Annotated in this window: 23 protein-coding genes and 1 riboswitch; all 23 genes read right to left on the bottom strand. The window is 40.2% G+C overall.

Annotated elements, in window-relative coordinates; translation table 11 throughout:
• Nucleotides 1-16: 16 nt before the first annotated feature.
• Entirely contained in the window at nt 17-1,165 is a 1,149-nt protein-coding gene (locus tag CDZ94_RS03635; protein WP_096435169.1) for a M20 family metallopeptidase, read from the bottom strand.
• 33 nt (nt 1,166-1,198) lie between these two features.
• Nucleotides 1,199-1,819: a DUF1989 domain-containing protein gene (locus tag CDZ94_RS03630; protein WP_096435168.1), complete on the bottom strand. Its 621-nt coding sequence runs from the start codon at nt 1,817-1,819 to the stop codon at nt 1,199-1,201.
• A 29-nt stretch (nt 1,820-1,848) separates the two neighbouring features.
• The gene (locus CDZ94_RS03625) at nt 1,849-2,529 is read right to left on the bottom strand and encodes a cyclase family protein (protein ID WP_096435167.1); all 681 of its coding nucleotides are present in this window, start codon (nt 2,527-2,529) and stop codon (nt 1,849-1,851) included.
• A gap of 72 nt (nt 2,530-2,601) precedes the next feature.
• Entirely contained in the window at nt 2,602-4,428 is a 1,827-nt protein-coding gene (gene ade / locus CDZ94_RS03620) for an adenine deaminase (RefSeq protein ID WP_096435166.1), read from the bottom strand.
• Nucleotides 4,428-4,715, bottom strand: a complete 288-nt coding sequence (locus CDZ94_RS03615; RefSeq protein WP_096435165.1) for a EutN/CcmL family microcompartment protein — start codon at nt 4,713-4,715, stop codon at nt 4,428-4,430. The genes ade and CDZ94_RS03615 overlap by 1 nt, the downstream gene beginning before the upstream one ends.
• Before the next feature lie 64 nt (nt 4,716-4,779).
• Nucleotides 4,780-5,529 (bottom strand): hypothetical protein, encoded by a 750-nt coding sequence (locus CDZ94_RS03610; RefSeq protein WP_096435164.1) that lies wholly within the window; start codon nt 5,527-5,529, stop codon nt 4,780-4,782.
• A 2-nt stretch (nt 5,530-5,531) separates the two neighbouring features.
• Nucleotides 5,532-5,813 carry a BMC domain-containing protein gene (locus CDZ94_RS03605; RefSeq protein WP_096435163.1) on the bottom strand — a complete coding sequence of 94 codons (282 nt, stop codon included), beginning with the start codon at nt 5,811-5,813 and terminating at the stop codon, nt 5,532-5,534.
• A gap of 48 nt (nt 5,814-5,861) precedes the next feature.
• Complete coding sequence (locus CDZ94_RS03600) at nt 5,862-6,311, bottom strand: BMC domain-containing protein (RefSeq protein ID WP_096435162.1); 450 nt, start codon at nt 6,309-6,311, stop codon at nt 5,862-5,864.
• 12 nt (nt 6,312-6,323) lie between these two features.
• Nucleotides 6,324-7,295: a hypothetical protein gene (locus CDZ94_RS03595; protein ID WP_096435161.1), complete on the bottom strand. Its 972-nt coding sequence runs from the start codon at nt 7,293-7,295 to the stop codon at nt 6,324-6,326.
• Between the two features lie 15 nt (nt 7,296-7,310).
• Nucleotides 7,311-7,574, bottom strand: a complete 264-nt coding sequence (locus CDZ94_RS03590) for a BMC domain-containing protein (protein WP_280951822.1) — start codon at nt 7,572-7,574, stop codon at nt 7,311-7,313.
• 49 nt (nt 7,575-7,623) lie between these two features.
• On the bottom strand, nt 7,624-8,964 hold the full coding sequence (locus CDZ94_RS03585; RefSeq protein ID WP_096435160.1) for a UbiD family decarboxylase: 1,341 nt from the start codon (nt 8,962-8,964) through the stop codon (nt 7,624-7,626).
• On the bottom strand, nt 8,961-9,518 hold the full coding sequence (locus tag CDZ94_RS03580; protein ID WP_096435159.1) for a UbiX family flavin prenyltransferase: 558 nt from the start codon (nt 9,516-9,518) through the stop codon (nt 8,961-8,963). Before CDZ94_RS03580 ends, CDZ94_RS03585 begins: the two co-directional genes overlap by 4 nt.
• Nucleotides 9,519-9,537: 19 nt before the next feature.
• Nucleotides 9,538-10,125, bottom strand: a complete 588-nt coding sequence (locus tag CDZ94_RS03575; protein ID WP_096435158.1) for a cysteine hydrolase family protein — start codon at nt 10,123-10,125, stop codon at nt 9,538-9,540.
• A 65-nt stretch (nt 10,126-10,190) separates the two neighbouring features.
• Complete coding sequence (locus CDZ94_RS03570; protein WP_096435157.1) at nt 10,191-11,603, bottom strand: dihydroorotase; 1,413 nt, start codon at nt 11,601-11,603, stop codon at nt 10,191-10,193.
• 222 nt (nt 11,604-11,825) lie between these two features.
• Nucleotides 11,826-12,197, bottom strand: coding sequence for a Na-translocating system protein MpsC family protein (locus CDZ94_RS03565; RefSeq protein ID WP_096435156.1), 372 nt, complete (start codon nt 12,195-12,197; stop codon nt 11,826-11,828).
• Between the two features lie 38 nt (nt 12,198-12,235).
• Complete coding sequence (locus tag CDZ94_RS03560; RefSeq protein ID WP_096435155.1) at nt 12,236-12,760, bottom strand: ANTAR domain-containing response regulator; 525 nt, start codon at nt 12,758-12,760, stop codon at nt 12,236-12,238.
• 42 nt (nt 12,761-12,802) lie between these two features.
• Nucleotides 12,803-13,354 (bottom strand): cysteine hydrolase family protein, encoded by a 552-nt coding sequence (locus CDZ94_RS03555; RefSeq protein WP_096435154.1) that lies wholly within the window; start codon nt 13,352-13,354, stop codon nt 12,803-12,805.
• A gap of 463 nt (nt 13,355-13,817) precedes the next feature.
• On the bottom strand, nt 13,818-15,086 hold the full coding sequence (gene glyA / locus CDZ94_RS03550; RefSeq protein ID WP_096435153.1) for a serine hydroxymethyltransferase: 1,269 nt from the start codon (nt 15,084-15,086) through the stop codon (nt 13,818-13,820).
• A gap of 158 nt (nt 15,087-15,244) precedes the next feature.
• Nucleotides 15,245-15,343, bottom strand: a riboswitch (glycine riboswitch).
• A 40-nt stretch (nt 15,344-15,383) separates the two neighbouring features.
• On the bottom strand, nt 15,384-15,710 hold the full coding sequence (locus CDZ94_RS03545) for an XdhC family protein (RefSeq protein ID WP_096435152.1): 327 nt from the start codon (nt 15,708-15,710) through the stop codon (nt 15,384-15,386).
• A 35-nt stretch (nt 15,711-15,745) separates the two neighbouring features.
• Nucleotides 15,746-16,549, bottom strand: coding sequence for an XdhC family protein (locus tag CDZ94_RS03540; protein WP_096435151.1), 804 nt, complete (start codon nt 16,547-16,549; stop codon nt 15,746-15,748).
• Nucleotides 16,550-18,880 carry a xanthine dehydrogenase family protein molybdopterin-binding subunit gene (locus tag CDZ94_RS03535; protein WP_096435150.1) on the bottom strand — a complete coding sequence of 777 codons (2,331 nt, stop codon included), beginning with the start codon at nt 18,878-18,880 and terminating at the stop codon, nt 16,550-16,552.
• The gene (locus CDZ94_RS03530; RefSeq protein ID WP_096435149.1) at nt 18,877-19,755 is read right to left on the bottom strand and encodes an FAD binding domain-containing protein; all 879 of its coding nucleotides are present in this window, start codon (nt 19,753-19,755) and stop codon (nt 18,877-18,879) included. The genes CDZ94_RS03535 and CDZ94_RS03530 overlap by 4 nt, the downstream gene beginning before the upstream one ends.
• Nucleotides 19,755-20,273, bottom strand: coding sequence for a (2Fe-2S)-binding protein (locus CDZ94_RS03525; protein ID WP_096435148.1), 519 nt, complete (start codon nt 20,271-20,273; stop codon nt 19,755-19,757). The genes CDZ94_RS03530 and CDZ94_RS03525 overlap by 1 nt, the downstream gene beginning before the upstream one ends.
• Between the last annotated feature and the right edge of the window lie 628 nt (nt 20,274-20,901).

The following is a 20,901-nucleotide window of genomic DNA, read 5'->3' as shown; positions in this document are numbered from 1 at the left end:
TGTAGGTGGCATCAAATTATTCGGTAAAATATGATGTCAACAAATCCTTATAAAATGAAATGGAGCGTAGGTAAGCGTGAATATCGACCCATTCATTTGGTTGATGGGCTAACTTTTCATCGCCTGGACCATAGATAAGAGTACTAATTTCACTTTGCGGATTTAATACAGACCCATCTGTGTAGTAAGAAACACCGTAGCAGGCGCTTGCATGATTTTCTCTCAATTGACCTTCATTAATTTTTAACGCTTTTTGAATTATGTCAGTCGAAGGATCCGTTAATAAAGGTGCCCGATCCAATAATGTCTCAACTTTACAACGAAAAGATGGATGTTTTCTTGCAATATCTTCTAGCTTGTTCTCCACTATCGCTAATAATTCATTATGAGATTGCGGGGGGATACTACGAATATCTACTTGGATATAACATCGGTCTGGAATAACATTCGTCTGGATGCCACCGCCTACTTTCGTTATGGCCATACTACTTTGTCCTAATGGTCCTTTCGTCACTTTCCATTCTAGACCTAGTTGTTCGATAAGACCGATTACAAGTGTTATATGATCAATAGCGTTGATACCGAGGTGCGGCATCGATCCGTGTGCTGTTTTTCCAAATGTCACGATCTCGAGCCACAGTGCACCTTTATGACCAATGACCACTTTCTCATTTGTAGGTTCACCAATGACAATGGCATCAAATTCTTCGATACGATTAGCGTTTAAATATTGCTTTGCTCCGCAACTGTCCACTTCTTCACCCGCAGTGCCCAGGAAAACGACCTCACCTAGTGATGAATGATTCTTAGATTGATAGAGTGATTCAAATGCGAGATACATTGCGGCCAGTCCGCTTTTCATGTCGGAAGCACCACGACCATACAGACGGTCTCCCTCTATTGTGCCTGAGTATGGACCGTGTTCCCACGTTTGTTCACCTGGAGAAACGGTATCCATATGCCCGCACAATAAAACTTTTTTTTGGCCATTTCCTTTTAACCTAGCCTGGACATTACATCTGTTCGTTTCGAGGTGACCAAATGTCATATCGATTCCGGAATGTTTTGCACGCTCTGCTATGATCTTTCCAACTTCATACTCATTCCCCGGTGGATTTGAGCTATTGGCTCGTATGAGTTTTTGTAAGAAAGATAGTTCCTCCATATTTTCACCTTCCTAAAAATCCTGTATGAAAGATTAACCGTTGCTTGATAAGACCTGAAGCTTTAGAGGAGTAACGTTAAACCCATTGACTGCAGCCATATCTTGTGAGCACGTGGAAACCGCAATCACAACATCCTCTACAGCCTTTAATTGTACGTAGTCACCAGGTTTGGATAAAGGTTCACAAATTTCATAATCTCCAAGGTCATTTAGCTTATTATTCATGAAAAAATTAATCGGATCAGGTACAGGCAAATGATCTAAATTATAGGATTTCAAGCTATTTTTTAGGTTGTCATGGCAGTTAGGGTGATCTTCCATATTATAATCTACTTTGTAGCGATAATAATCGCAGGCAGGAAAGAAGAAGTCATGCTTACCAACGGTGTCCTGTTCAAAAGTCATCAAAGGGCGTCGTTTATTGCTGTATAGCCCATCTCCGATTTTTAACCTAATGCTGCTTAATGATGCTCTCATATGGACTGGAGATACATATTCTTGTGCGTCATGAAAATTAAAGCATACGAAATCACCAACTTGCTTTCCTTCTACATCAATAATAATCAAGGCTTCATTTTTTCGAACCAAAATACTTCTTCCCTCATATGGAGGAATGAGAATTTCCTCTTTTATTACCTGTTCCGAACTTGGCAAGCTAACCACCCCTTTACAACTCAAAAATATTAATCAACTAGTAACGCTACAGCTCGAATAGGGGAACCTGTCCCATTTCTTATTTTTAAAGGTAAGCCAAAGTAAAGGAATCTCTTCCCGGCTACTTCCCCTAAATTACATAGATTTTCGGTATTTGACATTTGGTATTCTCTGCAGACGAGATGACCAGAAAAGTCAGGGTCTTTTGGGTTGTCAATTGCTGGGGCATCGATTCCAATATTTACAACTCCTTTTTCTGCTAACCATTTCGCTCCGTTATAATCCAATCCGGTATATCGCGTTAACCATTCATCTGTACTATATGCCCTCTCATAGTGACCGGTGTAAAGAAGAACAATGTCCCCTTCTTGAATAACTTGAGAAGATTTCTTCAATGCTCTTTCCAGGTCAGAAGCTGAAATATATGCATCAGGAGAAATATAGGAGAGGTCCAGACAAATAGCCGGTCCGTAAAAATATTCTAATGACATTTCATCGATCGTTTTTCCATTTGGATCAAATTCGTAAGTAGCATCCGTATGAGTGGGGCCGTGTTCATTAATTAAAAGGTTATTCGTTGCAAATTCAAAGCCTACTTGTTCCTTTGCTTCTTCATGAGTCATATTCGGAAAAATCATCGTTTTTTGGTGTAATGGAAATACTGGCATTCCTTGATATATTTCCTGTGATAAGTCTATGAGTCGAGTCACATCACCTTCTCCTTTCTATAAAACTGTCACTTCAATGTTTACTTCTTATCCCTTGTCAAATCAATACCTCATTTATTCAATGATCGTAGGAATAATTTTAAATTTATCAACTTCGATCAAGCCCATGTCTGTAATTTTCCATTCAGGACTAGTCACCAATGACCAGAATGATAAATGCATAAATGGAACATGGAAGCCGCAACCGAGCTCTTCCTTAGCCAACGAATGCAACTCTGCTATTTTTTTGCTGACTTCTTTTCCTGTAAATTCATCTGTCATTAGCCCGCCAATTCTCAATGGCAAGTCACCAACTACTTTGCCATCTTTGATCATTGCGATCCCTCCCTGCATGGAGATAACGCGATTGACAGCTGTTACCATATCCTCATAGTTAGTCCCGGTAACAATAATATTATGAGTGTCGTGAGCAACGCTTTCAGCAATGGCTCCGGACTGGAGCTGAAACCCATGGAGAAAGGTTTTGCCTATCTTTCCCGACCTTCCGTGACGTTCCACTACCATGAGAGGTAAAACATCCTGCTTAAGACAAGGCTGCACGATACCATTTGTTACATTTAATTTAAATTCTCCGGTCCCTGTCAGATTTTGATCTGGTATAGCTTTAATGGCTCTAACCGTAGCATGTGAATGCGTTCTGTTTCGATCACTTACGTTAATGTGTAAATCTTCTTCTTTAACTGGCTCACGTTTGATCGATTGTTTAACCGTTTCTGGGTACGTATAACTTGGAATATCAATCGTCAGTTCACCATTTTCAGCGATTTTCTTTCCACCTACATACACTTGATCAATCGTCATCTGCTCTAAATCTGAAATAACAGCGATGTCTGCTCGTTTCCCTGGAGCTAGTACACCGAGATCTTGAAAACCGAAGTGAGTAGCGGGATTAATGGTCACCATTTGAATGGCTTCTACAGGATCAATTCCTTGGGCAATCGTTCTTTTGACGATATCGTTCATATGACCATCTTTTAGCAAGTCTTCAGGAACCATATCATCCGATACGAGAATGGCTCTTCTGGAATCGAGTCCTTCCTCGGTAATTGCGCGAATACATTCTGCCATGTTACGTTGGGATGAACCTTCGCGCATAAAGACACTCACACCGTACCGTAATTTTTCAATCATTTCTTCTTTTGTTGTCGTTTCATGACAGGAAATATGTGTGCCACCACTAATAATATGAGCTGCAAGTTCTTTACCAAATAAGGCGGGAGCATTGCCCTCTACAGTCTTTCCAATGCTTTTGGCATAGGATACAGAAGCCAGTTGGTCATCAATCAGCTCCGAAGCATGCTGATAAACTGGGTTAACATTACTAAATCCTTGGGTCTCACCGATCCCTTGAACATACGGATCATTCAATAAGGTTTTCATGTCTTTAGAAGTCACATCGTATCCTGCCGTTTCGAGTCCGGGAGCATCGGGTGTGAGACAGGGAACGGTATAAAAAACTTGATGGGGCAGTGTCGTAGCTTCTTCAATCATTGCTTGCATCCCTTTAACTCCTAAGACATTTCCAATTTCATGGGGGTCAGCAATCAACGTTGTCGTTCCTGTAGGAAGAGAAAGCTTTGAAAATTCTGTGACAGTCAATACCGCACTTTCAAAGTGCATATGGGAATCAATGAATCCTGGAGAGACAAACTTACCACTTACATTTTCTACTTTGGTTGAAGGACCTATTAGCTCCTCGGCATCTCCAACAAGTAGCACATGCTCTCCTTTTACTGCTATGTCTGCCTCATATAGTTCTCTTGTAATAACGTTAATGAAACAGCCACCTTGAAGTACGAGATCTGCAAATTGATTTTTATCTAGTAATGTATCAATTAATTTTCGCCACTGCAGGGCTTCTTTTATATTCAGTGCATCCATTAATCCTTCCCTCCAAATTTCATTTCTACGTCTATCGTATCGATAATACCGACAATGGCGGCATCAACCGGAGCGTCCTTGTTTTGGGTTGCCCGTGAAGCCATACTTCCCGATACATAGATAACCTTTTCACCGATACCGGCTCCCGCCATATCAACGGTAATCAAAGCTTGTCCTGTAGCGTTTTCCTGTACATCAATTGGTTGCGTGATCAAAATCTTGAAACCGACCAGATTTTCATCCTTTCTTGTTGCGGTAATTCGTCCAATAACGATTCCCATATTCATACAGGACCTTCTCCCTTAAGCGAATTTTTATGTTGAGTTCATATCTGGTTTGATAAAACAACCCTTAAGAAGGGAAAATTAGTTCAATGTTATACTGTTTAGCAACATCCAATGCTAAAGGGGTAACAATACATCCCTTTTGTATATATAATTCGCTCTCTTTTTTCAGATGAGCGTCTGTAATGTCTTTTTCAGTTAACACTCGTTTCTTTTTTGAGGTGCGAGATTTATAAAGCCATTCACCTACATCTTTTAACTCTAAACCTTGAATTCCCATATTGCGTAATTGATTGAGCTGCCGGGATATATCGTGCTGTAAATACATTGCCCCCTGATCCAACTGTCTTTCTTTCCAAGCAGAATGGGATGGGTCTGCTCCGAGTGTTAAAGCACTAACTTTAACACCAGCAAACAAAGCCCATAATATAAGTCGAACAAAAGGTTGACGATCTTCATATCTGATAATGGCAGATAAAAGGGAAAAGGGTAGTACGGGAATGAAGAGGTGTTGATAATGATGTTTTATTAATTCCACTTCTTGGTCTGAAAACACCCAATCATCAATCCCGGTTTGAGTTAAAATTTGATTTTTACTGTAATATTTTTTTGCAAGGTTATCCGGCCATATCTGAACTCTAGCCTTTTGTTGGTTTAATTCTCTTAAACTTGAGAAACCTTCTTCCACTCCAATCATGTGATAAGAAAGAAGGGCCAGAACTCTTGGATAACCTTGCTTCAATTCTTCATGCTGATGCTTGTAATACAGGTTTAACAGAGTGTGATTGACCACTGAACTCTGCGTTTTTTGATTCACCTTTATTCTCCTTTATTATTCATTAATACTCTTTCAACTTCACTGTGTGGTCTTGGGATTACATGAACGGAAATAAGCTCGCCTACTCTGCTTGCAGCACTTGCTCCTGCATCTGTTGCAGCTTTTACAGCACCAACATCTCCACGAACCATAATTGTCACTAACCCAAAACCAATCTTTTCATAACCGCATACTTCAACATTCGCAGCTTTTACCATCGCATCTGCAGCTTCAATAGCACCTACAAGACCTTTAGTTTCAACCATTCCTAACGCTTCGCCCATTTTATATCCTCCTTCAAGTGTGTTTAATCCTTGGTCAATTTCATTTACTTAAACTTGATCATCATCTGTTTTAGGAGTATCCTTTTCCTTATTGTTTGTGGCCTTTTTCTCTTCCTGTTTTTTGCTCGTAGCTTTCCGCCCGGCCGGTTTTTCTTTCAATTTTTTGTTCTTTGTTGATGTTTGAGTCTCGTTTTTAACGTCTGGAAGGCTAAAATTCTTTAACAGCTTTTCACCCACTTCAGGATGTGAATGAGGGATGACATGAGCGGATATTACTTTTCCCACGCGGTTACACTCCTTTTCTCCTGTTTCTACAGCTGAAGAAACTGCTGCAACATCACCACTCAAGTGAATGGTTACGCTTATAGCACCTCCAGCACCAATCACCTTTTCTAGTGCAATAAGTTCTACATCAGCGGCTTTTAGAGCAGCATCTGCAGCAGAGATGGCTGACGTATATCCAACAGTTTCGATTAGTCCTAAAGCATAAGTATTCATCATCTACCCTCCTTACCTCACATCAAGGTATCGATTTGCTTCTTTTTTTAACTGTTGTATAGCATTGGACACAACCTGATCACTGCCCATAAGTGCGAGGTAACAAGCTTCAATTTTATAGGTTAGAGTATTCTTAGGACTTTGACTTATGTAGCGGTCGATAAGTCCGAAGCTATCATAATAAGGTAAGCCTTCTAACACAGCTATCCTGTTATAGGAGTTGTCTAAATCTAACTTTTGTAATAGCCAAGCACTTGGGTGAAGTGTAGTATGGCTTTCAATCTTTGTCATTGAGTGACGATTAATCGTTTGGTAAATTTTATTTAAGACTTGAACCATACGGGTTTCATCTTGTAAGTATAATTCCAGAATAAATCCCTGTTTCTGCGACTTGTCCCACTCCAAATGATAGTGCATGTCAGGGAATGCCTTTAACGTTTCGTCTACTATAAACAGCTGTCCAGGAGAACATAGCTCTGAAGAAACTACCCCAACATTGCTTGCTTGTACGTTTCCGTTAAACATACCTTTCATTTGCTCATGCACTTCAGGAAAGTGCCACACACTAGTGCCGTCTTTTGATTTCCCTATGAACTGAGCCGCTTTTTTAGGGGACGCTGTATTGCTGTGTACGGTCGTTCTTCCGTTCTCAGCACTATTCTTTCCTTCACTTAAAGTTACTTTAATCAGCTTAGAAAGAGAGTCTTTTGTATACTTAGATGAACGATCAACAGGCTGATTCATTGTTTTGTTCTGATATTTGGATGAGTGATGCTCACTTCTTAAAACCTTTAGACGTTCTTTTTGTTTTTGCTGTTGGTAGTTAGGGCGTTGTATATTATTTATTACATTTTCTGAATTTACAGGTTTAGCAGATACATCAGTATTACGCTTAGTTTGAGTGCTTGATAGCTTTACATTACCTGATGAAGGAGTACTGCGTCTTAGAACATCTTCTACTACATGCTTCATGAATTCTGACACGTTAATGACCTCCTACTATAAAATCTTACTCAAATCCGTGTGAGGACGAGGGATCACGTTTGCTGAAATCAACTCCCCACCCGTTCGATTGTGAGCTGTTTTTCCGGATTCTACAGCGGATGTAACTGCAGCCACATCACCTGTTACAATAACGGTAACGATACCTGATCCTACTTTTTTTAAATCGACTAACTGCACATTCGCTGCTTTGGTCATCGTATCTAAAGCTTCCAGCGCAGCGACTAAACTTCTCGTTTCAACCATGCCGATTGCTTCCACTTTTAACCTCTCCTATCTCGGTAGTTCAAAAAATCTAATTGAACACCAGTTATAAATAATCTTTAAGGTCGATTTCTTTAAATGGAATTGATGTTCGTCTAAATTGATGAGCTGCATGAAGAGGGTATGTCGCATCAATTCCCATTTTGGCTGTCACTCCCCTCATGTTATGAGAGGCTTCTAAAGGAGAGCCGTTAGCTCCTGGGACTATAAACACATCTTGATCAGCTTGAACCCTTGTTGCAATCGCCCATTCTACATCTTCAGGGTCAAAAATATCGACGTCATGATTGACAACGACAACATGTTTTAAATCCTTATCTCCAGTGAATGCTGCAAGTGCAGCTTGCTTTCCATCACCTTCTAATGTTTTTTCGATTTGAATCACGGCATGATAACGGGCTACTCCACCCATTGAGACGTGAACAGCCTTTACACCTGGTACGACTTGACGGACCGCACTATATATATATGATTCTCTAACGAGTCCCATGGGTAATCTTTCTTCAAAACTTGATGGGAAAATCGTCTGCGAAATTGCATCATTTCTATAAGTAATAGCCGAAAACTCTACAATCGGCTGGGGGGAACATTCGCCGTAATAACCAGCCAGTTCGCCAAACGGTCCTTCAGGTTCACGGATGTTAGGAACCATTTTACCTTCTAATACAATCTCTGCTTCAGCTAAAACTTCAAGATCAACTGTCAAACAGTCGACCACTTCTAATGATTCTCCCAATAGTGCTCCAGCTACATCTAATTTATCAGTATGGTATAAATGTGTACTGATTTGAGAACTGAGGACTACCGCTGGTACAACCCCAAACATTACGGCTATATCCATCGGCTCTCCTCGTTCCTCATAATGGGCAAATTGTTCGTTTAATTCGGGCGAGGTAATTAAAATACTTGTTTTGTTTCCTTCTAAAAATTGCATTCGTCGAATCGAGGTGTACCGTTTTCGGCCTGAGATATCCTTTACGACTAATATTCCAGAAACATAATATCCTCCAGAGTCTTCACCATGAAATACCGGTATTGGAAAGAGTTCGTCAAGTTCAAAAGGATCTAAAACAACATTTTCTTGAACAGGTCCTGTTCCTACTTTTGTAGTTGGGATAGGATCAACAATAGACTGAATAATTTTAGGAACTAAATCACGAGACTTAACACCAATACTATCTGCCATTAATTCTCGATCTCCTCCTAAGCCAGCAGCCATTTGAGATTCATAGCCTTTAATTTTCTCAAATAGAAAAGGCTGCTTTCCTTCACAAGAATTAATGACTGCTCCTAGTTCATATTTGGGATCTACCTCTTTTCTTATGCGTTTTAAAATGTCTCTTGCTTCCCATTCTTTAAGCAAATCTCTCATTGTTACTGCGCTCATAACTTTTCCCCCCAACGAGGAAGCAGTTGATGATCGAGATCAAACGCATCAAGTATTCTTGCTACCATAAAGTTTGCCAGTTCCCAGATTTCTTGCGGGCGGTGATAGAATCCTGGAGAAGCTGGCATGATTTCAGCTCCTGATTCAGCTAAGGCTTTCATATTGTTAATGTGTATGAGTGTTATTGGACTTTCCCGGGGCACAACAATCAATTTCCGCCTTTCTTTTAACGCGACACTTGACGTACGACTTAATAATGTATCACCTACGCCATTTGCGATAGCCCCTAATGTATTCATCGAACAGGGAACAATAACCATCCCATCTGTCTTAAATGAACCACTCGAAATAGGGGCAAACAGGTTTTTATTGCTTTCTACCTCAGCATATTTTTTAATTTCATCCATCTTAATGCCACACTCAAATTGCAACACTTTCTCTCCCATTTCAGTAGCGACGACGTGAGTTTCAACATCTAATTGGTGAAGAGCACGGATCAATGTATAAGCATACAAAGATCCGCTTGCTCCTGTGATTCCTACAACGATTCGCATATTAATCCCCTCTTGACAATTAGGTTAATGAAGATTGATTCGCTGTTTTTTTAGCGGCTTCGATATATTCATCAGTAGACATGATCTCTCCAAACAAATTAATATCTCTCAATCCAGAACGATGCATGTCTTCATCTTGAGAGGCTGTGCCATCTGTTAGACAAATTACGTTATAGCCGTGATATAGTGCATCTGATGCGGTACTTCTGACACATACGTTCGTCCATACACCTGTTAATACGACAGTATCGATTTGCTCTTCTCTGAGAAATAAATCCATATCCGTGTAGCTGAAGGCACTGTGCCGTCTTTTTTGAACAACATAGTCACCAGCTTCTTCATCAGGTGTGAGTTCTGGAATAAATTCGTGTCCCCATGTTCCTTTGATTGCGTGAACAGGTCTGACTCGAAAATCAGCATCATTTTTTCGGTGAGCTTCTTGAATAAAGATCACTTGAATATTGTGATCATGAGCAAAATCAACAGCTTGCCGAATATTTGGTACTATTGTTTCTCCACTCTCACAGCGAAGAGCTGCTTTTGGTCCTATAAAGTCATTCAACATATCAATAACAACGATCGCGTGCTTTTTCCCTTTTAATTCCACGTTTACATCCCTCCGGTAAAGTGTTTATTCATATATATTTGAAAATTTTCTTAGCGTGAGATTTTTTAATACTTTAAGGTTCTATCTAACTCTTGTGTACTTTGACGTTTGACGTACTCACCATAACCTGCATCACCGACTATTCCGCCGTTATCCTCATCGTATACAAGCTTCCCTCGTACAATTGTCTGAACTGGTTTTCCTTTTAACTCTAGGTCGTGTAAAGGATTGTACTTTGCCATTGAATACGTTTTTTCTTGATCAATTTTGTATTCACGCTCGAGGTCTATGATCGTGAAGTCGGCATCACTGCCAATTTCTATTGCTCCTTTTTTAGGATAAATGCCGTAATGAATGGCTGCGTTGCGGCTTGTCACTTCTACAAAGCGAGATAACGATAACCTGCCTTTATTTAACCCTTCACTCACGAGAATTGGAACCATGGTTTCAACTCCAGGAATACCAGGAAAGCTGTTCCAAACATCAGAATCTGGCGCTTTTTTCTCAGTAGCAATCTCATATGGAGCATGGTCTGTGCCCACAAAATCAATGGTGCCATCTTCTAATGCTTCCCAGTGAATGACATTGTCTTCTTTCTCGCGTAGCGGAGGAGCAATTTTCGCAAAGGTACCAAATTTCGTCATGGCTTCTTCAGCATTTAACATCAAATAGTGTGGGCAGGTTTCAGATGTTACCTGGACACCTCGTTTTTTAGCTTCCCTAACTAATTCAACGCCTTCTTTTGTACTCATATGAACAACGTGGACACGTGCCCCTGTTGCCTCTGCAAAGCTGATAATAAGTTGAATTGCGACTTTTTCAGCAAGGGAATTTCGTGCTTCAGCCCACGCCGGACTATCTAACCGTCCTTCATTTTTCAGTTTTTCCGTATAGAAGTCACAAAGGTCAAAGTTTTCAGCATGGACCCCAACAGGTAAGCCAGTTTCCGCTACTTTATGAAATATTTCCAGCATTTCAGCGTCAGTTACTTTAGGGAACGTTGGAACAGAAGGTGTCATATAAACTTTAAAAGCAACAACGCCTTCTTCTACTTGTGGCCATACGTTATCGAGCCAACCTTCTCGGACGTCTTCTCCAGTCATCCCACCCCAAAAGCAGTAGTCGATATACGCTTGATCCTTAATAGGTGCGAGCTTCTTTTGAAAGCTCTCTCCGTCTCGTACGGACGGTTTACTGCAACATGGCATGTCAATATGGGCAGTCAACCCCCCAGCAGCTGCAGACATGCTGCCAGTAGCGAATGTTTCACGATGTGTAAAGCCTGGATCCATGAAGTGGGTATGCGGGTCAATGCAGCCTGGAACGACTAATTTCTCTTGTACATCAATCACGTTATCTGCTTGTAGGTGATCAATGGAGTTTACAAATCCAACAATGGTTCCTTGATCGACAAGGATATTTGTCAGTACCTTCCTGTCTCCTTGTGGAATATGAGCGTTTTTAAGTATTAAATCCATACAAATCCCCTTCCTATGTTCATAGTAGATAGTTAGTTTTGAATACCTTTTTATATATAAAAAACCGTAGATAATAAAAGGGCATTCAAATCCCTTCTACATCTACGGTTTCTTATTTCTCCGTTTAACAGAGTATAAGCGACCGACTATTACTTCGTAAGGAAAACAAAAGCGATTCATTCGCAATTATTATCCTTCAATCAATCTATTAAATTATCATTCTCAGTTTGGACTAATGACTTTTTCGAATTGGATGACTGTAAACGCTTGTTCGGTTTTAGGATCAAAGTCTTTTAAAACGGTAAGTACTTTTTCTTGAAAACTATTTTCAATTTGATCTTTTATTCGTTGTTTAAATTCGCTTACTAGTGCCGCATCGGTTGAAATGGTTAATTCAGGGTACTTGTTGCTTATGACGTTTAATGCGGGAACCCGTTTATGTTCACTAAAAATAATAACCGAGTTTTGGAAAATCTCTATTCTTTGTTTTTTTACCCCTATCCCATACATCTCCTGATTAACTTTGTTATAAAGTTGAGAGATCTGTTTTTTGAGAGAACTAAACGACGGTACTGCTATAGTTGCTTCCTCCATGGTTTCCCTCCCATATAGGTTGGTGTTGTGAAACAGAGTTATTCTTCGTTAATTAAGATCAAATCTGCGATACTTCGTAACGTTTTTTGCTGGTTCATCGCTTCAGAACGCATTCTTTCATAAGCTTCCTCTTCTGAAATCCGAGATCTTTTTACGAGTAAATACTTTGCTTTTTCAATTATTCTTCGATCTTGTAGTTTTCTCGTTAATTTCCGGTTTTCTTTGTGTACTTTTTCTAACTGCTTAATTTTAAAAGATGCTACCTCAATAACCGATTGAAGAGATATATGACAATAATCAAGTCCGATAAACCCTGTACACGAATGTTTTTTGATTAAATCCAAGGCTTGGTCATTGATTATATCAGTATATAGAATCACATAAGGACAATGTAAAGAATGATGCATTAAATAGTGTGAATCAGCAATACATAAATGGCTGTCCAAATTAAAGGAATACTCCTGATCGTTTGGACAATTAACTCGATAACCTAATTGTTGCAACTTTTGCGCAAGTTCTTTTTTCAAATTGTTATCGTGCATGAAAAGGTATATCTCTCTCATCCCATCGCCCCACTATACCCTCTGATGTTTCAACTTTACAGGTTAACAAATGACACCGTTGAATTCTTCTAAGGTCATAACTTGACCAAACAGGCGAATATCCACTAATCCTGCCTGGTGCATTTCCTCAGTTTGTGAATAACAACAATTGCTGAGTACAGTCACTTTATAGGCTTGATGAAAAGCGTCGGATGCTGTACTTCTAATTCCCGTATTCGTCCACCCCCCGATTAGAACGACGTGTTCAATTTTTTCTTCTCTTAAAAACAAATCTAAATCAGTATAAGAAAAGGCACTGTGGCGGCGTTTATCAATAATATAGTCATTATTTACCATTTTTTGTTGAAGACTCTTTACAACTTCTGCCCCCCAGGTTCCTTTTATTCCGTGGTTAGGACGGACAATGAAGTCACCGTCATTTTTTCGATGAGCATCCTTTACAAAAATAACTTGCTGGTCTTGGTTGTGAAACAGATCGATTGCTTCTTTAATGCCACCGACTGCCTTTTCACCTTCAGAGCAGAAGAGAGGGCACTCTTCATTTACTAGAAAGTCATTAATACAATCGATCACAATTAACGCACATTTCTCCATTTGTTCACCACATTTCAAATAAAATAAAAGGGGCACAATGTAAAGAGTGTAATAAATACACTAATCTCTACACAGCGCCCTTGCCATGCCAAACTATTTGATGATAGTAATCAACTTAAATTTATAATTTCAGTAGTTGTAGCCCCATTGCTATCAACTTAAATACATCATATACTTTTTTTACAATATAGTCAATACAGATAATTCAGATTATTCGTGAAAATAAACGGAAATATCTTTTTCTTCTATGAATAACTCTTCAAAAACTAAGTTTCGAAAGTCTGAATGCTTTGAAAAAAGTAAATCAAGGTGGTCAAAAGAAGTCAATCGTGAGTAAATTGCTAATATATTCGTAATTATTCTAATAAAAAAGACACAAAGGTTCAACTTTGAAATATAAAAAAGCCCCTCTCTTTTTACAAAAGAGGAGCTCTTCCTTAATCAAAAGTACTGAGTTCTAATATTAAGCTTTCACCTTTATACTGTCTGGTTGGTCATATGCAAATAACGGGAATTTTGAACACAAGTCGTTTACTATTCCCTTTGATTCTTCTATGATTTTTGTTTCACCCTGACTTTTTAAAACGTTTGCTATTATATGTCCAATGATCTCCATTTCTTTTTCCTTCATACCTCTTGTAGTAAGAGCTGAGGTTCCAATACGGATACCGCTAGTGATAAAAGGGCTTTCAGGATCAAAAGGGATCGTGTTTTTGTTGGTGGTGATTCCTGATTCGTCAAGGTATTCTTCTGCCATTTTTCCAGTTAGGCCACAAGGGCGAACATCCAGTAGGATAAGGTGATTATCCGTTCCTCCTGCAACGAGCTCGCAGCCCTCATCCTTTAACGTTTTAGCAAGTGTAGATGCGTTTACGACGACTTGATTAATATAATCATTAAAACGATCTTGCATTGCTTCTTTAAAAGCAACGGCTTTTGCAGAAATGATATGCATCATTGGTCCACCTTGAATGCCAGGAAAAATGGCTTTATTCATTTTCTTAATTTGTAGCTCATCATTGCTTAAAATGACCCCTCCTCTTGGCCCACGAAGGGTTTTGTGAGTTGTACTTGTGACAACATCGGCATGCGGAAGAGGTGAAGGGTGGTGCTCAGTGGCTACAAGACCGGCTATGTGGGCCATATCCACCATGAAAGTCGCCCCCGTTTTACGAGCGATTTCTGCAAAGGCTTTAAAATCCAAGGTTCGTGTGTATGCACTCGCTCCTGCTATTATTAATTTTGGCCTCTCTTTTAATGCTATCGATTCCACTTGGTCGTAATCTATACGTCCAGTTTGTTTGTCTACACCATACGATGCAACTTTAAACCATTTACCGGAGATACTGACAGGACTCCCGTGCGTAAGGTGACCGCCGTGGGATAAATTCATTCCCATAATTGTATCACCAGGCTGTAAAAGAGAGAAAAACACCGCTGTATTAGCTTGAGCTCCGGAATGTGGCTGGACATTGGCAAACTGTGCATTGAAAAGGTTTTTTACCCTGTTTATAGCCAGCCTTTCCACAACATCAACATGTTCACACCCGCCGTAATATCGTTTTCCTGGATAGCCTTCAGCATATTTATTTGTCAAAACCGTACCCATCGCTTGCATGACATCCTCACTCACAAAGTTTTCTGAAGCGATTAATTCCAATGTTGATTTTTGCCTTTTTTCTTCCTTTGTAATTGAGTTAAATAATTCCGGATCGTTTACATGTAAAGCCATTTGTATTGCCTCCTTAAAGATTTGTATTTTAGACACAAAAAAGACAGGGAAAGGCGCTGACTTCTCCTTTCCTCTGTCCTTTTACCTGAGAGTTTGAATTCTTTACATTAGGTAAAGAATATTCCCCTTTGGTGGCTAATTCGCTCTCTCCAGAGGTGCGTCAAATTGCGGTTCCTTGTACCTGAGAGATTAACCCCTTGGTAAAGGGCTTGCTCCTTCGGCGTCGTACCTTTTACGAACTCTCCCACAATTATCACTCGCTTTATTCATTTATTACTGAACCTTTCCCTGTTACCGTTACCCTTCCTTACATATTGGTTCAATAAACACATCCATCGTGCCGCCGCATATCCCGCCATCTTCGTACAAAATACCAGATGTTAAATCGACGGTATAATGCGTCGGGAGTTTTTTTCGTATCACGTTATAGGCCTCTTCAATGACCTCTGCTTCTCCACAACCACCCCCTATCGTTCCTTCAATTTGACCATTCAAGTAAATTAGCATTTTTGTTCCTGTTTTTCTTGGAGTCGAGCCTCTCGTACGAATTGCAGTAGCTAAAGCTGCAGGTTGATCTAGTTTGCGAAGACATACTACTTTGTTAAAAAAATCCAAGTCTGTCATAACTCTTTCCTCCTTCCTTTATAACAGGAACCGTACTATTTAAAACCTAGCTTTGCTAACCGACGAATACTCTCACTTAACGATTGTCCTGACGTGTTGTTTTTTACTTTTAGTATCTCTGCCATAATACTAACGGAAATTTCTTCAGGAGTTTGTGCTCCTATGTCTATTCCAACTGGTGTAAAAATGTTATCAAAGGTTTCATCAGGAAAATCATCTCTCAGTTGTTCAAAGACGCCAGCAATTCTTCTTCTGCTGCCGATCATCCCAATATACCCCGCGCTCTCCTTTCGTTTTAATAACTCTTGTAAACTCATAACATCAAATTGATGTCCACGTGTTAAAAGTAATACATATGTCCGTGAAGATATAGGAACATTGTTGAAATAAGAGAGAAAAGAGTCACAACAGACCACTTCATCCACATCAGGAAATTTCTTTTGATTAGCGAATTCAGTGCGGTCATCAACCACCGTTACATAGAAATTCAGCATTTTCCCTAATTTGGCAACAGGTTCACCTACGTGACCGGCACCCGTGATAATCAAATGAGGGGGCGCTTCATACATTTCTACATAACACTCAATAAAATTGGATTGCCATTCAAACTGAATCGACTTGGTTTTTTTCTTTGTCATTAATGGTATTCCATGATTTATAAATGGTTCAGAAAGCGGAACAGATATAGGACTACCATGAAACAGAGTACCGTCATCCCAAAGTAGTGACCGGCTCCCAACTATTTCTATATCAGGGTGCTTTGTTACCGTAATTAACGCGACATTTATTCTTTTTTCTATCGATTTGGAAAGCTTCTGTACCAATTCTTCTGATAGCATTTACATCACTTTTTCTTCATTAGATTTGGATTCTTTTTCTCGTAGAGCTTTTATCGCTTGATAAACTCGTTCCGGAGTTGCTGGTAAATGATTGATTCTTACACCAATAGCATCATGAATCGCAGATATCGTGGCTGGAATAATAGGAATCATAACTACTTCCCCAATCCCCTTTGCTCCAAAAGGTCCTGTCGCTTCTAGCTCTTCTACAGGTAGAGTTTCAATATGCGGACAGTCTTTCATGGTAGGAAGAATATAGTCGGAAAAGTTCGTGGTCTTATGAACGCCGTTTTCCATAATGGTATCTTCATAGAGGGCATAACCTATTCCCATTACGGCACCGCCTTCAGCTTGCCCTTCCAAACCTTGAGGATTAATGACCCTCCCTGCATCTGGGATAGAAACTACTTTGATTACTTCAGTTTCACCGGTCAATGTATCTACTTCCACCATCACTACATGAGTTAAATACCCGTAAATATGATGAGGAGCTCCACCTGAACCTTTAATCGCTTTCTTTTCTTTTGGGAGGATGAAATGTCCTTCAACTCTTGTTTCCAGGCGGTGTTCATATAAAAAGTCGTAAATTTGTGCGTAGGATAAAGAATCATTAGGACGATCTTTGCTCTTTAGTACAACCTTTTGTTTTCCTACACTCACATCTGTTTCATCGACTCCCCATATTCCGGCAGCTGTTTTTGTTAGTAAATTCAACATATGAGGTGCTGCAGTGGCAACTGCTCTCCCTCCAGTGTAAGTGGATCGAGACGCGGTAATTGTCCCGCCATCCATCGTCTTTGAAGTATCTCCTTGCACGATATCTATATAAGTAACATCACAGTTCAGCGTTTCCGCTGCCACTTGAGCATAAACGGTGCCATTACCGCCTCCTATTTCCTCACAGCCTACACTGACTTCAAATCGACCGTCATGAAGTAATTCAATTGAAGCAGATCCATAATCAGGCAAGCCAATTCCCATACCTACTCCATGGAAAGAAGTTGCAATTGAAACCCCTCTTTTTTTCCAAGGTTCCTTCCCTTCAGCTTTATACTTATCTCGGTTCACCCACAAATCACATTTTTCGGCTACATCAAGTGTTTTCCAAGTACCGACGCTTCCTTTTACAACATGCCCCAAGCTGGATACCTCTCCTTGGTGGTAGACATTTTTCTTTCGGATCTCTATTGGATCCATACCAATTTCTTCTGCGATCATATCTAAATGGGTCTCAATTCCCATACATACTTGATTTACACCAAAGCCTCTAAAAGCTCCTGCTACTCCATTATTGGTGTAAACGCAATAGCCTTCTAGGTCAACATTTGGAATTTTATAAGGGCCACACGAATGCTCAATGGCTAGGCTGATAACCGCTCCTCCAAGAGAAGCATAGGCTCCCGTATCAGCGATAGCCCTGACTTGATTCGCTATCAATGTGCCATCTTTTTTAGCAGCCGTTTTCATTTCTACTTTGAATGGATGTCTTTTCATACCAGCGATGACGGATTCTTCACGGCTGTAGTGAATTTTCACAGGGCGCCCGTTAGTATGAAGAGCGAGCAAGGCTAAATAAATTTGGATGGTAATTTCGTCTTTTCCACCAAACGCACCTCCAACGGGACTCGAAACTACCCTGATACGGGACGGGTTCCAAGCTAAGGCACGAGCAATTTGTAAGCGGTCTCGATATGCATACTGACCAGGACAGCGGATCGTTAATGTTCCATCCGCTTCAAGTATTCCCCATCCCCCTTCTGTTTCGATAAACGCATGCATTTGCCTAGGAGAGTGGAAGGTGTTCTCGAAGACGATATCAGCTTCCTTAAATGCTGTTTCTACATCACCGTTTGAAATTGTTACGTGGCTATGTATGTTGCCATCTGGATGTAATTTTGGAGAATCATCCGAAAGAGCAAATTCTGTATCAGTAACCGCTTGGAGAGGTTCATAATCGATTTCAATCAGATCTAAAGCCTCTTCAGCGATTTCTTCAGTTTCTGCTGCAACTAACGCGACAGCATCAGAGGTAGTCCGTACAACGTCTTCACATAAAACAGGCTGATCTGGTACGACGATGCCAAACCCATTAAAACCGGGGATGTCTTCGTACGTCAGAACCGCAATCACTCCAGGTAGACTCTTAGCTTTCGTTGTATTCATTTTTTTAATCTTGGCATAAGGGTATGGAGGCCGAAGCACCTTGCCCCAAACCATGTTTTCATAATGATAATCAGTCATATATTTTAATTCACCGGTCACTCTCTCAGGTCCATCTATACGTGGGACCCTACTCCCTACCCATGTTGTTTTTTCTTTAGGTAATGTCATCTGTTATCCCACCTCATCATTAATCGATGTAACCCTCTTGCCAACAAAGAGCTAGCCATGTCTCGACGGTAGCCGGCCGTTGCTCTCAGGTCGCTAATGGGGGCTACTTCCTTCCAGGCTATTGTCGCTAAATTTTCAATCGCCTCATCATCCAGTGCCTGTAACTTTAGTATTGATTCACATTTGTGTGCACGAATAATGGTCGGGGCCACAGATCCAAAAGCGATCTTTCCTCCTAAACATTCTCGTTCATTTGTGCTCATCTTCAACGAGATTGCTACATCGACAATACTAATTGCTTGCGCCTTACGCGGTCCAAGTTTCTCGAAAATGCCGATCTCATTAGCAGATTGAGGCCGGATGATAATATTACTGATCAACTCTGTTTTTTGTTGAACCGTTTTTCCTGGACCGTTAAAGAAATCTTCAATAGCTACTTTCCTTTTTCCATTTACTGAAGAAAGTTCGATTACCGCATCTAAAACGTAGAGAGGAGGAATGGTATCACCAGCAGGTGAAGCTGTTCCTAAATTACCACCTATTGTCCCCATATTGCGAATGTGGGTGGCACCTACTTCACTTGCTGCATGAACCAAAACGTCGGCTTTTTCTTGTAAGAGAGAAGAATGAACGATGTCGGTATGTGTAGTGAGCGGACCTATATGAATGCCATCTTCTTCTTCACGAATATAACGTAATTCTTTTACCCCTTTAATATTGACCCAAAGTGCTGGTCTCCAGTGTCCCTCCTTCAAGCGAACAACTGCGTCCGTTCCTCCAGCTAGTAAACGGACATCTTGTGTTGAGTCAGATAAAACAGTCAAACAATCATCTAATGTCTTAGGCGAGACCATATCAATTTCAGATATTCTCATTATGATGACACCCTTCCTGAACTGATTGTATGCTTTTCGGTGGAAGGTGAAAGAAGTCGGATTGCTGCAGTTTGAATGGCTTTAGTTATTTTGGTGTAGCCGGTGCACCGACATAAGTTACCTGCCATTTCCTCTTGAATGTCTTCAATTGTTGGTACTTTCTCGATTCGATTTAGAAATGCCCGTGCAGCAACAATAAACCCTGGTGTACAATAACCACATTGAGAAGCTCCTTCGGCAACAAAAGCTTCCTGTAAGACATCCATTGAAGAAGTAGTACCAATTCCTTCAACTGTAAGAATTTCTTCTCCTTCGACTTGACCCGCTAATACTAAGCAAGAACAAACGGCTTCATTATTCATAAGTACTGAACAAGTTCCGCACTCTCCCTTTCCACAGCACTCCTTACTCCCGGTCAAATCTAAATCATCACGCAATACGTCAAGTAAAGTTTTACTTGAAGGACAGTTTACCTTCATTTCCCTTCCGTTAACTTTGAATGTGATCGTTTTCAACATGATAACCTCCTAGTAAAAATAAAAAGCTGTTTTCTAAAAGATTGTTGCTTTTTGATAAGATCAGCGCTCGAATCCACTACAGGTGGACGCTTTCACCCCAGGGCACAAGTGCGACATCCGTTCTTCTTTCACTTTGTACGAATTCACGGTGTCTTCTTTGCCGCGGGCAACGTTTCAGCCTTCTCGTTCGCAAACTCTATCTCACTCCGAGGTCTTCAGCTTTTGCCTTTCCTGCTGGATTCGCCGCCTTTCGCTCCTTCGATTTATCAATTTAAAACAACAATCTATGCGAAAGGAGCCAAATAAAAAGAGCCATGTGAAGCCATTTCCATAAATAATTCCATGGATGAATGATCTTCACACAGCTCCCTTGCCATGCAAAAAAAAGTCTATTAATTATCATAATATTTATAATTTACCAAAAAGTCAAGGGTGTTATAGTGTAGGAATTTAAGCATTCATTCATTTATCCAACCATTGACTTGTCAGATTATTTTGAATATAATTTACTTTAACGAGGTGAAAGCGATTACATCGCTTTTATTTTGCTTACGATGTATGGGTTGCTATACCTCTGTTAACGGAGGTTTTTAGAAGCCGCAGATGAGAAGAAACTTCTTCTCGACTG

Origin of the sequence: Alteribacter populi (assembly GCF_002352765.1) — a bacterium.
Lineage (GTDB): Bacteria > Bacillota > Bacilli > Bacillales > Salisediminibacteriaceae > Alteribacter > Alteribacter populi.
The sequence above is the reverse complement of the archived record's forward strand: the minus strand, read 5'-3'. Positions and strand labels throughout refer to the sequence as shown.